This window comes from Zhongshania sp. R06B22, assembly GCF_040892595.1.
Classification (GTDB): Bacteria; Pseudomonadota; Gammaproteobacteria; order Pseudomonadales; family Spongiibacteraceae; genus Spongiibacter; species Spongiibacter arctica.
Genome location: NZ_JBFRYB010000002.1, coordinates 299,381 through 313,834 on the forward strand (window position 1 = coordinate 299,381; position 14,454 = coordinate 313,834).

13 protein-coding genes are annotated in these 14,454 nt (G+C 50.3%); 9 read left to right on the forward strand and 4 right to left on the reverse strand.

What is annotated here, in order from left to right; genetic code table 11:
- Window position 1 precedes the first annotated feature (1 nt).
- From AB4875_RS17185 to AB4875_RS17195, 3 genes are read left to right on the forward strand one after another with little or no spacing between them, the layout of a single operon-like run.
- Entirely contained in the window at window positions 2–229 is a 228-nt protein-coding gene (locus tag AB4875_RS17185) for a hypothetical protein (RefSeq protein WP_368377344.1), read from the forward strand.
- Entirely contained in the window at window positions 177–1,349 is a 1,173-nt protein-coding gene (locus AB4875_RS17190; protein WP_368377345.1) for a tetratricopeptide repeat protein, read from the forward strand. Before AB4875_RS17185 ends, AB4875_RS17190 begins: the two co-directional genes overlap by 53 nt.
- Window positions 1,346–2,434, forward strand: a complete 1,089-nt coding sequence (locus AB4875_RS17195) for a HupE/UreJ family protein (protein ID WP_368377346.1) — start codon at window positions 1,346–1,348, stop codon at window positions 2,432–2,434. The genes AB4875_RS17190 and AB4875_RS17195 overlap by 4 nt, the downstream gene beginning before the upstream one ends.
- On the opposite strand, the gene AB4875_RS17200 is transcribed toward AB4875_RS17195, so the two are convergent.
- A complete protein-coding gene (locus AB4875_RS17200; RefSeq protein WP_368377347.1) occupies window positions 2,431–2,889 on the reverse strand; it encodes a DUF4124 domain-containing protein in 459 nt (152 codons plus the stop codon). The genes AB4875_RS17195 and AB4875_RS17200 overlap by 4 nt on opposite strands.
- A 523-nt stretch (window positions 2,890–3,412) precedes the next feature.
- On the opposite strand from AB4875_RS17200, the gene AB4875_RS17205 reads away from it, so the two are divergent.
- Window positions 3,413–5,161 carry an acetolactate synthase 3 large subunit gene (locus AB4875_RS17205; protein ID WP_368377348.1) on the forward strand — a complete coding sequence of 583 codons (1,749 nt, stop codon included), beginning with the start codon at window positions 3,413–3,415 and terminating at the stop codon, window positions 5,159–5,161.
- Window positions 5,161–5,652 (forward strand): acetolactate synthase small subunit, encoded by a 492-nt coding sequence (gene ilvN / locus AB4875_RS17210; protein ID WP_368377349.1) that lies wholly within the window; start codon window positions 5,161–5,163, stop codon window positions 5,650–5,652. Before AB4875_RS17205 ends, ilvN begins: the two co-directional genes overlap by 1 nt.
- Before the next feature lie 125 nt (window positions 5,653–5,777).
- On the opposite strand, the gene AB4875_RS17215 is transcribed toward ilvN, so the two are convergent.
- The 3 genes from AB4875_RS17215 to ilvC form a co-directional block, all read right to left on the reverse strand.
- Window positions 5,778–6,062 (reverse strand): hypothetical protein, encoded by a 285-nt coding sequence (locus AB4875_RS17215; protein ID WP_368377350.1) that lies wholly within the window; start codon window positions 6,060–6,062, stop codon window positions 5,778–5,780.
- A 16-nt stretch (window positions 6,063–6,078) separates the two neighbouring features.
- Complete coding sequence (gene rapA / locus AB4875_RS17220) at window positions 6,079–8,973, reverse strand: RNA polymerase-associated protein RapA (RefSeq protein WP_368377351.1); 2,895 nt, start codon at window positions 8,971–8,973, stop codon at window positions 6,079–6,081.
- Between the two features lie 254 nt (window positions 8,974–9,227).
- A complete protein-coding gene (gene ilvC, locus AB4875_RS17225; RefSeq protein ID WP_368377352.1) occupies window positions 9,228–10,703 on the reverse strand; it encodes a ketol-acid reductoisomerase in 1,476 nt (491 codons plus the stop codon).
- Window positions 10,704–10,897: 194 nt separating this feature from the next.
- Between ilvC and ilvY the strand changes: the two genes are divergently transcribed.
- The 4 genes from ilvY (at window position 10,898) to msrQ (ending at window position 14,327) form a co-directional block, all read left to right on the forward strand.
- Window positions 10,898–11,809: an HTH-type transcriptional activator IlvY gene (gene ilvY / locus AB4875_RS17230; RefSeq protein ID WP_368377353.1), complete on the forward strand. Its 912-nt coding sequence runs from the start codon at window positions 10,898–10,900 to the stop codon at window positions 11,807–11,809.
- Window positions 11,810–11,855: 46 nt separating this feature from the next.
- Window positions 11,856–12,671 (forward strand): CDP-diacylglycerol--serine O-phosphatidyltransferase, encoded by an 816-nt coding sequence (gene pssA / locus AB4875_RS17235; RefSeq protein WP_368377354.1) that lies wholly within the window; start codon window positions 11,856–11,858, stop codon window positions 12,669–12,671.
- 73 nt (window positions 12,672–12,744) lie between these two features.
- Window positions 12,745–13,731: a protein-methionine-sulfoxide reductase catalytic subunit MsrP gene (msrP, locus tag AB4875_RS17240; protein ID WP_368377356.1), complete on the forward strand. Its 987-nt coding sequence runs from the start codon at window positions 12,745–12,747 to the stop codon at window positions 13,729–13,731.
- Window positions 13,731–14,327 carry a protein-methionine-sulfoxide reductase heme-binding subunit MsrQ gene (msrQ, locus tag AB4875_RS17245; RefSeq protein ID WP_368377357.1) on the forward strand — a complete coding sequence of 199 codons (597 nt, stop codon included), beginning with the start codon at window positions 13,731–13,733 and terminating at the stop codon, window positions 14,325–14,327. Before msrP ends, msrQ begins: the two co-directional genes overlap by 1 nt.
- The last annotated feature ends 127 nt before the right edge of the window (window positions 14,328–14,454 follow it).

A 14,454-nucleotide genomic window follows, 5' to 3' on the forward strand; every position in this document is an offset into this window, starting at 1 on the left:
TATGAATATCACCATTAAATGCGGCCTGTTTCTTATTTTAGGTCTCGGCTTGGCGGCGTGTAACAACGAAAGTAAGCGCGATGGCCAAGCGGCGGGTGGCAATACCGAGTTAAGTGGCAGTCAGCTGATCACGGCGGTACTTTTGCAAGATAAAAATGCCGAGCCGGTGTCAGTGAATGACAAAAATATTGCGGATAGTTTTGACCCGATCGATGTCAATAGTCTGTAATTTGTTGGGTCTTTTACAGACCCAAAATCTAGCGCAGCGATGGTTTCATCGCCGCGCTATTTTTTTTCGCGTACTACTCATTGCTAATTGTGCCTTGCTTAGTGGTCACTTGTCGGCGGCGTCTATAGACGGGCCGGATATCTTTCAGCCTAGTGATGATGCGACAGTCGTGTTTCGGCTTACTGCATCTCCGGCATTGCTACCTTCAAGCGCAAGAACACCTCAAGAGCATCTAGATACCGTGGAGCAGGCCCTAAAATCCTTTAGGAATACTGCTAATCCGCGTTATTTAGGGGATGCGGAGCGCGAGCTCGCCTTAATTCCAGCTAATGATCGCGATGTAAGATTTTATTTTTTCCGAGCGTCACTCAAGCAAAGTCTTCATCTATTTGACGAAGCAGTGGCGGACTTGAATAGGATTTCAGATTTAGACGGCGATTCCCTAGAATCGCTGATGATGCGGTTTACGATTAACTTTGTAAGTGGTGATTACCCCGCCGCTGAGCTTTCGTGCTCCGCACTCAAGAATTTCCAGAATAATCTTTACGCGGCCAGTTGTAAGCAACAGCTTCAGGCCTTAGTGGAACCGCAAACCGCCTACCGCGATCTTAAGCAGGCAATGGCCGAGTTTGGGGTCTTAAGTGATCGTCGCGCCCTGATTTGGGCGAGCGGCACCTTGGCGGATATTGCCGAGCGTGCTGGTCGTGATGACGCTGTCGCTCTGTGGCAACTTACCTTACAACTGAATCGCGACGATCTTTATACCCGCGCTCGCCTCGCTGAATCCCTTCTTGCACAGGATAGTTACCAGCAGGTAATAGCGCTCACCGAAGACTATTTGTCGATTGATGCGCTGGCGGTGTCCCGTGCTATTGCTCAAACCTATTTAGGTGGCGGCACTAGGCTGGCGAAAATGTTGCGGGAGCGCTTTGATGAAGCCCTCTGGCGTGGAGAAATTTTGCATAAGCGCGCCTATGCGCAATTCTTACTTGATATTGAAAAGAATCCGGAAGTCGCTTTAGAAATGGCGGAAGACAACTGGGCGCATCAACGTGAATGGCCCGATGCGCTTATTCTAAAACGCGCGCGTGAAGTACTTAAAGGCAGGGCAGCTCAATGATGTCTCGTATCATGCTGCTTGTATTGCTAGTGGGCTTGTCGACGGCTTTTCCTCGCTCTGTGTTGGCCCATAAGGCAAGTGATAGTTTTATGTATATCACCGCAGAGCAAATCCGTTTCGACGTCGCCCTGCAGGATATGCAGCGAATTCAGTCATTGGATTTGAATGGTGATTCACAGCTTCAGTGGGGCGAGCTTCGCGCTGCCGAGAGCGCATTTTCACAGTTGTTGGCTCGGCGAATTTCAATTAGCAGTGACGGTGATTCCTGTCCCTTAGTCATTAAGTTAGCTGGCCTTAGCGAACATAGCGATGGACCCTATGGGGTTTGGTTGATTCGCTCCACCTGCTTGGCGCAACCGGAGGTTCAGCTCAGCTATTCTTTGTTATTTGATGTGGATCCGTTGCACCGCGCATTGTTGGTGAGCGATATAAGCGGTGAGAAACAACTTGGTGTGCTATCGCCATCTAGCAACACGGCGAAATTAGGTGAGCGGGTGTCTGCGCTAGAAACTGCCGAAGTATTCCTTTGGCAGGGCGCGGTCCATTTGTTGTTGGGCTATGATCACATGCTGTTTTTATTGGCTTTACTATTGCCGGCAACGCGGCTAAGAAAGCACGGTGTTCACCTGCCGTTGCGCAAGGTATTCACCGATGTGGCTTTGGTCGTCACCATGTTTACCTTGGCCCATAGTTTTACTTTGGTTGCTGCGAGCTTGGGCTGGTTTAGTCTGCCTTCACAACCCGTGGAAATTGCCATTGCGTTATCAATTAGTTTGGCTGCCGTGTTGGCTTTGATGGACGTTGATTATCGTTTTCAGCGGGGCTTGGCAATGGGGGTGGGACTAATTCACGGCTTTGGTTTTGCCGGTGTATTGTCGGATCTGCTAGCGGCCAGTTCCTTGAAGTTACTGGCGTTGGGGAGTTTCAATGTCGGCATTGAACTCGCCCAGTTGCTACTGGTGTTTATCGTGCTCCCCCTGCTATATCGCTGGAGCGCGCAAGCCCATTATCAGCGCTGGGTCTTTCCTGCTGCGGGTTTGTCGCTAGCTGCTAGTGGGCTATATATGGCTGCTCAACGACTTTAATTGCAGTTAATTTTAATTACCTCTAGGGCTCGGTTTTCCTGCTGTTTGATTTCTTCTGTGTTTAGCATACGGCTAGTGCCGTCGGCGTTGGTAATGCGAATTCTGGCCCCGTTAGCTCGAAGTGAATCCATATTCGCTTTTGCTTTTTCACACAGTGCGGGGTCTTTCGGAGGAAGAATTTCCATTTTCTCAGGTGGCGCTTCATTGTTATTGCTGTCTGCTTCGTTACTGGAATACGGGACCTCGACGGAAGAGTCATCACCACCACTGCTCATTGTCGCACCGCTGCCAGTTTTCACGAATTCGTAGGGTCGGCCTTGGGGTGGCTGCTGTGAGAAGTGCTGCTTACCGTCCTTGTCGGACCAGCGGTAGTAACCTGTTTTATCTGCGTTGACTCCGAAGCTGCAAACCAGGAGGCCGGAGCAAAGTGCAATTGTTAGAGCAGTATTTTTCATGGTTGAAAATGACCGTACTTTAGGTGAGTGACTTAGATTATGGCAGATTATTCTCAGTGTGGAAAAACGACAGCAATACGACCCTAATATGGCGGGATAGAGTGCGCTTGCGGGCAATTATCCTGAATTAAGTTCTGGTTTGGTATTGACATAGCACGCCATAGGCTAAAAAATACGCAGTCTATCTTTACGATAGCAAATGGCTGTTTTCCCCGCCGCTTACCTGCGGCCAAAGTACAGAGTGCGGCTCATCGTGTCGCGCTGCTACCTTCGGTAGTTCCATTCACTCTGCAAACACATGACCTGTGTTGCGAGATTGCCCGCACCGCGTTATCCCGCGATGCATATAAACGCTGCCTTGCAGCATTATGGCGTTTCGCCCGGAGTTCAGCCGTGTTGGCTGCGATCCGGTGGTAATGTGTTTCGACATCTTTGTTCTTGTTTCATATCTTTTGCTGAGCGTTTGTCTCGGCGGTGCTGTGACAAGATTTTTGCGTATTCAAACTGAATCGAGGGTATTTCAGTGGAGTTGTTATCTGGCGGCGAAATGATCGCGCGTGCCATGGAAGACGAGGGTGTTGAATTCATCTTTGGCTATCCCGGTGGTGCAGTACTGCATATTTACGATGCTTTGTTTAAAAGCTGCAAAGTACCCCATATTTTAGTGCGTCACGAGCAGGCAGCTACCCATGCTGCAGATGGCTACGCACGTGCGACGGGCAAACCTGGTGTGGTCTTAGTGACATCTGGTCCCGGTGCGACCAATGCGATTACTGGCATTGCGACGGCGTATATGGATTCTATCCCGATGGTGGTCTTGGCGGGTCAGGTTATGAGTCACCTGATCGGTGAAGATGCCTTCCAAGAAACCGATATGATGGGTATTTCACGGCCTATTGTTAAGCACAGTTTTCAGGTGACTAGGACCCAGGATATTCCGGAGATCATTAAGAAGGCTTTCTATATTGCGACCAGTGGTCGTCCCGGCCCAGTTGTTATCGATTTGCCGAAAGATCTTACGAATCCGCATGACAAATTCGAGTACAACTATCCTAAAAAAGTGAAGCTGCGCTCTTATACGCCGGCGACTCGCGGTCACTCTGGGCAGATTAAGAAAGCGGCTAGTATGTTGCTCGGCGCCAAGCGGCCGATTATTTATGCCGGTGGTGGTGTAATTCTAGGTAATGCCTCTGAGCAGTTGCGGGTATTGGCGCGGGAGCTTAATTTCCCTGTCACTCACACTCTGATGGGGCTGGGAGCGTTTCCTGCTAGTGATCGTCAGTTCTTGGGTATGTTGGGTATGCACGGCTTTTACGAAGCCAATAATGCCATGCACCACAGTGATGTGATTCTGGCGATTGGCGCGCGCTTTGACGATCGTGTGACTAACACCACGGGCAAATTCTGTCCCGGCGCAAAAATCGTACATATTGATATCGATCCCGCTGCGATCTCTAAAACCATCACTGCGGATGTGCCTATTGTTGGTCCGGTTGATTCGGTGCTGACTGATCTAATTGCAGTTCTTCGTGAAATGCGTGCGGTCGACTCCAGTCTTCCAGACGCGAATTCCCTGAAACACTGGTGGAGTCAGATTGACGAATGGCGTGAAACCCACGGCTTGTGGGTAAGACCCCGCTACGATATTACGTCGCCCTATATTAAGCCGCAGCAGGTTATTGAAACGCTGTGCAAGGTGACTCATGGCAAAGCGTATGTCAGCTCAGATGTTGGCCAGCATCAGATGTTTGCGGCCCAGTATTATAAGTTTGATGAGCCGCGTCGCTGGTTAAACTCTGGCGGCCTTGGCACGATGGGCTTTGGTTTACCTGCGGCGATGGGAGCTAAATTGGCATTCCCGGATGCTGACGTGGCCTGTGTTACCGGCGAAGGTAGTATTCAAATGAATATTCAGGAGTTGTCTACCTGCGCCCAGTACAAAATTCCGGTTAAAATTATCAGCTTGTATAACGGCTATCTTGGCATGGTTAAACAATGGCAGGACATGCAGTATGAAGGCCGGTATTCAGAAAGTGTTTACGCGAATTCACTACCTGACTTTGTCAAACTAACCGAGGCTTATGGCCATGTTGGTATTAAAGTGACCCAGTTGAGTGATTTGGAAGAGGCGATGAAAGAGGCCTTTGCCCGTAAAAATGATTTGGTATTCATGGATATCCATGTTGATCCGCACGAGCATGTATATCCTATGCACATAGCGCCAAACGGATCGATGCGTGATATGTGGTTGAGCAAGACGGAGCGTACCTGATGCGACATATTATTTCGGTATTGATGGAAAATGAGCCCGGTGCATTGTCTAGATTGGTGGGCCTATTTTCACAGCGCGGCTACAATATTGAGACCTTGAATGTTGCGCCAACAGAAGACCCTACCTTGTCGCGTTTAACGCTGACAACGACCGGTAATGATCACAAAATAGAGCAAATTACTAAGCATCTTAACCGCTTAATCGACGTGGTGAAGCTGGTGGATTTGTCGGAAGGTTCACATATTGAGCGTGAATTGATGTTGGTGAAAGTGCGAGCTACTGGCGCGCAACGAGCTGAGATTAAGCGCTGCACCGATATTTTCCGTGGTCAGATTGTTGATGTTGGTCCCAGCGTTTATACCATTCAGGTGACTGGCGCGGCGGACAAGCTCGATTCCTTCCTTGAAGCCGTTGGCGAAGCCGCGATTATGGAAGTGGTTCGCAGTGGTGTGTCGGGTATTGCTCGGGGTGAAAAAATACTGAGTCTGTAAGCGCCATAATGCAGACGATAAGGCGCCTTCGGGCGCCTTTTTTATTTGTGGGCATAGATGTTTTCTGAGTAGAGAGTTTCTAGCATGGCTGCCTAGGTGGGCTTTCCTGCTATTTCAGTCCGCGCTTAGTGCGCGCTGAACGCTTGCACGCAATAGCCTTTTGCCAGCGCTTCAATAATCTGTGGATCTTTTGCCAGCGCGGGATTACTTGGAATCTGGGTATTGTCGATGAGCTTACGTTTTATAATGGTGACGTCGCGAAAGCCTTCAGCCATCACAAAAAGCTGGGCGAGTTTCTCGGCGCCGAACATATCTTTAAAATCCACATAGACAATGAACGGTGCTTGTTCGCCCTCGGTGAATTCACCTTGGGTTTTTTTGGCCGTCGCGTTAACTGAGAATAGGTACATGGTTTGCTCCGGTCGTTTACTGGCTAACAATGGCCAGGCGCAATGCTGACATATTAAGTTGCAAGGATTGCAGTGCTGTCATACCTATTGTGGTTTCTTGATCAAAGATCTCTAGCTCTTGTGGTGCTACGTGTGGGTTGCGGCTCATTAATGCGTGTAGGCGCTCACGCTCGCTGCTGCGTTCGGCTTGGAATGCTTCGGTGGCTTCCTTTCTCCAATCTTTGCAGGCATCTTCGGCAAGACTTTCTATATGCGGGATCATTGCGGTAATGGTGCTGCGCACCTCGCGCAGTAGAACGGGCATTAAGGTTTTCTTCACGCCTTGCGCCAGTTGATTCAATTTGCTGTGAGCAACGGCCTTAGATAGATCGCGGTTTTGTTGGTCGACGACAAGACGGAAGCTTTGCGCCGGTAAGTAGCGTCGCAGTTGTAGCCAAGCAGGGGCTTGCAGCGCGGGGCTAAAGAACCCTTCAAGCAAAAGTGTGCCGGGCTTGAGTGCTTTGACCGCAATAGTGCATATACATGCGCTGCCGAAATCACTGGACATGACCATGTCCATGGCACTGATGACCAGTGGATGTTCCCAGCTGAAATACGCCATGTCTTCTCTGCTGAGCGCACGTTCTCTATCAAATGTACCAGTGATGCCGTCGTCTGGCAGGTGTGGAAATGCTTCGGTGATCATGTGGTCGCCGGGACGCAGAATCACGGCGTTGTCGCTGTGGTCTTCATGATCGAGCCCGAATTGCTCTGCCAGCATTTCAAGGTATTCAGCTAAAGTGTCGCTGCGTTGCTCGGCTTCTAGTGCGGTAATTAGCTCGGCGGCGCGCTGTGGTTGACAGGAGTTTAATTCCAGTAGGCGGTTGCGGCCTTTGCGCAGATGCTCTTGTAGTTCAACAGCTTTAGCCGAGGCGCGCGCAATTAAGCCCTTAATAGCGGCATTGTCGGTATTTGCTAGTGCAGCATGGAGCTCGTCACCGAATTCAAGATTTAGCGCATTGCCGACAGTGCAGGGTTGGCTGAAAATATTGACGGCGTCGCGATACCAGAGGAGTAATTTTTCTTGAGCGCTGTCAGCGTAGTAGGGCACATGTAAATTAACATCGCCGAGCTGACCGATACGATCTAGGCGGCCAATTCGCTGCTCTAGCAAGTCGGGGTTTAACGGTAGATCAAGCAAAATGAGATGTTGTGCGAACTGGAAATTGCGGCCTTCGCTGCCAATTTCTGAACAAATCAGAAGCTGGGCGCCATCTTCAGGGTCTGCAAAGTAGGCGGCGGCGCGGTCGCGCTCAATTAAGCTGAGTTCTTCGTGGAATACCGCACTGGCGATCCCGCGACGTAAACGCAGGTGTAATTCAAGGTCTCTAGCAGCGCTGGAGTCGGCTGCAATTAATAAGACTTTCTCGTCGGGGTTTTGCAGTAAAAATTTCTCTACCCAAGCGACGCGTGGGTCTGTTTTTAGCCACATAACACCAAGTAGCTGTTCTGGATGAAGCGATTCTTCAATGGTTGCCGTGGTGCAGGCCTGCTCATATCCCGGCGGGACGCTGAGTGGGTGTTCGTGTAGAACACGCTTGGGGAAGCCGCCGACCGACGCGCGAGTATTGCGGAACAGCATACGGCCGGTGCCGAAGCGATCGAGAAGGTCGCGTATGGTTTTGTCGAGCTGCTCAGTGCTCGCCTGGTTTTGAAGCGAAGATACTTGGCTGTTGCCTAATAGGGCTTCCAGGCGCTGACAGAAGTCGGCGTCGTTTAGCGCAGCTTCTGGGGTATCAGCTAAACCTTGTATCAGTTCGCTGATTTCTTCGTAGTGCCCCTGTTCTTCAAGAAAGGCCGCAAGGTCTGGATAGCGAGCCGGATCTAGCAGGCGAAGGCGTGCAAAATGCCCATCGATTCCCGCATTTTCCGGGGTGGCTGTTAGCAAGAGTACTGAGGCGATCTCCGCGCTCAGTCGTTCAACTAGTTTGTATTCTACTGAGGAGTCGTCGTCTTCATGCCATTGGAGGTGATGAGCTTCGTCAACCACCAGCATGTCCCAGCCGGCATCACAGAGTTGTTGTTGGCGGCGGGTATGGGTGCTTATCCAGCTAAGCGGACAAATAACGAGCTGGGCATCTTCAAAGGGATTCTCTTCTTTCTGCTTAGACTCTTCTTCGTCAAAGAAGATGCTGCTTGGGTCGTCTTCATATTCGTCTATTTGTTGGCAGCGAGCTTCGTTAAAAATACTGAACTTAAGATTAAAACGCCGCAGCATTTCCACTAGCCATTGGTGAACCAGGCTGTCTGGTACCACAATCAGGATTCTTTTAGCCCGCTCCAGCAATAACAACTGATGAATGATGAGACCGGCTTCAATGGTTTTACCCAAGCCAACTTCGTCTGCCAGTAAAACCCTTGGAGCGGCCCTGCTTGCGACCTCGGCGGCGATATACATTTGGTGGGGTAGTAATTGCACCCGAGGTCCCAGTAGGCCGCGGGTACTGGCGGCCTGGCTGGTGTTTTGTTGTTCTAGGGTGGCTGCCCGCAATGCAAAGCGGCGGTAGTGTTCGACTTGACCGGCTAGCAAGCGTTCTTTAGCGTTGCTGAGCTTGATGTTGGCGCTCAGAACTTGCTCGGGTACGGGGTGTACGTCGCCATTTTCGTCTCTGGCAAAATAGACGATGCAGCCTCCATGCTCCTGCTGCTCGGTAACAATAAGGGGGCCTTGGCCCGGCACATCTATATCATCGCCCACTTGAAACAAAACCCGTGATAAGGGCGCGGCAGCGGCAGCATAAGTCCGCTCTTCTTCCGCAGCCGGAAATGCGATAACCACGCGGCGGTGTTCGGCTTCAAGAATAATGCCCAGGCCAAGGTCGGGTTCGGGGTTGCTAATCCAGCGTTGGCCGGCGATAAAAATATTAGACATAGGGTATTGGTATGGCTCGGTGTATTGAGTGAGTTGCACGGCGTTTAGCGTGAAACCTGAAATTCAGGAGCGAGAATGTTACGCATCAGTGCTGCATAGTGAAAGTCTTAATGTGGTAAATGTCACCACAATGGACGGTTCGCCTTGAATGCAGAGTGTGTGTTTTTTTGGTTTGTGGAGGAAGGGTTTTATAAAAAAAGGCGGCGCCCAATGGGCGCCGCCTTTAATAGAGCATTCGCGATGTTAAATACCGATTAAACGATTTTCTTCATTGCAGTCATGTAGCCGCGCAATCTGCGACCAACCACTTCAACAGGGTGGTTGCGGATTGCGGCATTAACGGTAATCAGCTCTTGGTTGTCTACGCCCAAGTCTTTTGTGTTTAAGCCTTTGCCGATAATGTCGGTAGAGACTTTGCTCATGAAATCGGTGAGCAGTGGACGACAGGCGTGATCGAACAGGTAGCAGCCGTACTCTGCAGTGTCTGAAATAACAACGTTCATTTCATACAGTTTACGACGTGCAATAGTGTTGGCGATCAGCGGTGTTTCATGGAGTGACTCGTAGTAGGCAGACTCTGGCTCCATGCCGGCTGCAACCATGCATTCAAACGCCAGTTCTACGCCGGCTTTACACATGGCCACTAGCAAAATGCCGTGGTCGTAGTATTCCTGCTCACTAATTTCAACATCGCCTGCTGGGGTCTTTTCAAATGCAGTCTCGGCAGTTGCTGCGCGCCAGCCGTGAAGGTTTTTGTCGTCATTAGCCCAGTCTTCCATCATGGTCTTGGAGAAGTGGCCACTGATGATGTCGTCCTGATGCTTTTCATATAAAGAGCGCATGATGTCTTTTAGCTCTTCTGCCAAGTCAAACGCTTTGATTTTGGCAGGGTTGCTCAGGCGGTCCATCATATTGGTAATGCCGCCATACTTTAGGCCTTCAGTGACAGTTTCCCAGCCGTATTGAATCAGCTTCGAAGCGTAGCCAGCTTCAATGCCTTGCTCAACCATTTTGTCGAAGCACAGGATGGCGCCAGTTTGCAGCATGCCGCAAAGGATGGTTTGTTCACCCATCAGGTCAGACTTAACTTCAGCGATTGGTGAAGATTCCAGAACACCAGCGCGGTCGCCGCCAGTTCCAGACGCCAGCGCCTTGGCAATAGCCATGCCCTCGCCTTTGAGATCGTTTTCGCGATGAACGGCGATCAAGGTAGGTACCCCAAAGCCACGTTTGTATTCTTCGCGTACTTCAGTGCCCGGGCACTTCGGGCACATCATCACAACAGTGATGTCTTTACGAATTTGCATGCCTTCTTCAACAAGGTTGAAGCCGTGAGCGTAATCTAGGCAGGCGCCTTCCTTCATTAAAGGCATAACCGCGTTAACAACAGGGGTGTGCTGCTTGTCTGGGGTTAGGTTCATAACCACGTCAGCGGTGGGGATAAGTTCTTCGTAAGTACCAACCGCAAAACCGTTCTCTGTCGCGTTTTTCCAGCTCTGGCGTTTGTCGGCAATCGCCTCTGCGCGCAGTGTGTAGGAAACGTCCAAACCAGAGTCACGCAGGTTCAAGCCCTGGTTGAGGCCCTGGGAGCCACAGCCGATAATGACAATCTTTTTGCCTTTCAAGTATTCGCAGCCGTCAGCAAATTCGCTGCGATCCATAAAGCGGCATTTGCCGAGTTCTTGCAGCTGAAGACGCAGCGGCAAGCTATTGAAGTAATTCTGACCCATGGGGGCTCTCCTGAAAGACTAATAAAAAAACGGGTTTGCGGGAGGGTGATATTTCACTTTTCCACAATGGCGGCCACTTTAGCACTGCTTTTATGTTGCGTAAAATGATATATAGTTGATGTAGTGTTGCGTATTTCGGCGCAATAACGATAACTTGCTTCCGTCCTGACACTGCTTTGAGAGAAGGCGCTGCTATGAATATTAAAGAGCTAGAGACATTTATTCATCTTGCTCAGTCTTTGCATTTTGGTCGTACCGGCGATGCGATGCATTTAAGCGCTTCAGCCGTCAGCCGATCTATTATGCGTTTGGAGGATCAGGCGGGGGTGGCCTTATTCGAACGCGACAACCGGCGGGTGCAGCTAACTGCTGCTGGGCGCGAGTTTTTGCGTTATGCAGAGCAAGCTGTCGTTAACTGGCAGTCGGTATTGCAGCGTTTGCATATTCAGGGTGAGGCGCTGCAAGGGGAATTGGGGGTGTATTGCTCGGTCACCGCCTCTTATAGCGTGCTTAGTAATATTCTTGAGGTGTTTAGGCAGCGATACCCTGCGATAGAATTGAAATTGCATACAGGTGACCAGGCTGATGCCATAGAGCGTATTGTTGAGGGCGGAGAAGATGTTGGTATTACCGCAAAGCCCAAGCAGCTGTCATCGCGGCTGCAGTATCAGGAGTTAACGCGCTCTCCGCTGCGCTTGCTGGTACCGAATATTCCCTGCGCGGTAAATGAGCAAATTGCGGCTGGAGATGAAATTTTAACGCCGGCAGTGCTGTCGACTTTGCCCTTTATTTTACCTGAGCGGGGTGTGGCCAGAACCTTAATAGAGCAGTGGTTTCGTCAGCAGCAAATTAGACCGAGTGTCTATGCTCAAGTGAGCGGCCATGAAGCCATTGTTAGTACTGTTGCGCTTGGTCTTGGCATTGGCGTGGTGCCGGAATTGGTGTTGGCAACTAGTTTTTTACGCGAACGGGTGCGGGTGATTCCGGTGGAGCCGGCTTTGCCCAGTATGGAGGTGGGTATGGTAGTGTTACAGCAACGATTATCAAATCCCTTGGTCAAAGCGTTTTGGGATTGCGCCAAGTCATCGTACAGCTCCCAAAATTAATTTATGATGTCGTCACTTTGCAACGTATTAACAGGTTGAACACCTTATGACAGAACAACCGGACAGCGAGAAATCGAAATTAAGCTTTGAGAAAGAAGCCTTATTGCTGATCGATGACCATGAAGAAGAAGTGTCTGTTGATGGCAAGACCGTGCGCAAGCGCGGGATATACCTTTTGCCGAACCTGTTTACCACTGCAGCCCTGTTCTCTGGCTTCTTTGCGATTATCTCCGGTATGCATGGCAATTTCGAGAATGCAGCCATCGCCATCTTCGCAGCTATGATTTTTGATGGTTTAGACGGTCGTGTCGCTAGGCTGATGAACGCGCAGAGTAAATTTGGTGCCGAATACGATAGCTTGGCCGATATGGTCTCGTTTGGCGTGGCGCCGGCGCTGGTGGTGTTTAGCTGGGCTTTGGTTGATCTGGGTAAATTTGGCTGGGCGGTCTCCTTTATATACGTCGCCTGCGCTGCGCTGCGTTTGGCGCGCTTTAATACCCAAATAGAAACCGCAGATAAAAACTACTTTACCGGTCTGGCGAGTCCCGCTGCGGCAGCGGTCATGGCGGGTTTGGTGTGGGTTTGCGCTGAAGAGGGTTGGGTGGAGCAGGGCGTTCATTTTGAGTTGGAAGTGTTTGCCGGGCTGTTGATGGCCCTGTGTGGCTTGCTGATGATCCTTAATGTGCCATACAGCAGCTTTAAAGGCATCGATTTCCGCGGTAGGGTGCCCTTTGTGGTGATGATTGCCGTTGTCTTTATCTTTGGCTTGGTATCTGTAGATCCTGCGCGGGTCCTGTTGGCGGCAGCTATGATCTATGCCCTGTCTGGCCCCGTACAGGCAGTATACCGTCGATTTAAATGAGCGGCGTTTTGTAACAATGCTGAGCGTGGTTCATCTAAATAGAAGTTGAACATACTTTTATGGGAACCACCTTATGCTTATTCGTTCACCCTCAGATATCCCCAGCAGTGAAATCACTCCAGAGAGCGTTTACCTCAAGCGCCGTCAGTTTATGCAGGGGCTTGGCGCGGGTGCGGCGGTCTTAGGTTTGGGATTGCCCGCAGCAGGTTTTGCGGCGAGTGATGATCTGCGTAAAGCCCTAGATTTTAGCCCTGCGATTCAAGCAGCGGATAATCCTTTTTATACCGATGAAAAAGCCGCTAGTTTTTCTGACGCTAGTAGTTATAACAACTTCTATGAATTCGGCACCGATAAAACCGATCCGGCTCGCTATGCTCATGCTCTGACCGTCGACCCTTGGTCTGTGGAGGTAGAGGGGCATGTTGCCAAGCCGGGCAAGTATCCCCTTGAAGATATTATGAAGTTAATGACTCTTGAGGAGCGCATCTATCGCTTGCGCTGTGTAGAGGCTTGGTCGATGGTGATTCCGTGGGTGGGTTTTTCGCTGGCCGACTTCATAAAAATGTTTGAACCCACTTTCGATGCTAAATACGTTGAATTCACGACCCTGCGTCGTCCGCGCGAGATGAAGGGCCAGCGGTCTGCCTTCAGTACAATAGACTGGCCTTATACCGAGGGCTTGCGAATGGACGAGGCCATGAACCCCTTGGCATTTATGAGTGTGGGGATGTATGGCAAAACCCTACCTAACCAAAATGGCGCGCCGATTCGTTTGGTTGTGCCTTGGAAGTATGGTTTTAAAAGTATCAAGTCTATTGTCAAAATGCGGTTTACTTCGGTTAAGCCCAAAACCAGTTGGCAGGGTATTGCCCCTAGAGAGTACGGCTTCTATGCCAATGTGAATCCAGAGGTCAGTCATCCCCGCTGGAGCCAAGCTTATGAGCGTCGCCTGCCAAGTAGCTTATTGCGGCCTAACCGGATCAAAACCGAAATGTTTAATGGCTATGGTGAGCAGGTCGCCGGCTTATATAAAGGCATGAATTTGCGTCGCTTCTACTAATGCCTGCGCTGACATCAAAGCAGTGGAGTACTGCTAAGGCCTTAGTTTTTGTCCTTTGCCTGCTTCCCTTAGCTTATATAGTGTATGCGGCCCTTAGCCAAAGCCTAGGTGCCGACCCCGTTAAAGCGCTTATCCAGCTAAGTGGCGAGTGGGGGATTCGCTTCTTTATTCTTACTATGGCAATCAGTCCTCTGCGGGCGTGGCTAGCCTGGGGCTGGGCTCTGCGCTTTCGGCGCATGTTGGGTTTGTATACTTACTTCTATGTCAGCTTCCATTTACTTATTGTCACAACCTATCTGTTCGCTTGGGATTGGACTATTGTCCAAGAGGAGTTGGCTGAGCGGAGGTATATTATTGTCGGTTTTGCGGCTTGGTTGTTTATGCTTCCGCTGGCCATAACGTCTAATAATCGGGCGGTCAGGGCGCTGCGGAAAAACTGGGGGCGGCTGCATATGTTGGTCTATCCCGCGCTGTTCCTCGCATGGCTCCACATAGCGTGGCAGGTGAGGTCTAGTTACTTTGATGCCGCACTATATGCTATTGTTATTATTGTGCTGTTTTCTCAACGATTTCAAAGGCTTAAAAATACTTTGTAGAAAGCAGTTGACTCCCCTCCTAGTATCTCTATAATGCGCCTCCTCAACCGCAAACGCGGACTTCACCGAGGTGGAGGCAGCAAGTATTTAACGCGGTTGAGGTGGTGAGAAAGTTTAAAAAACTACT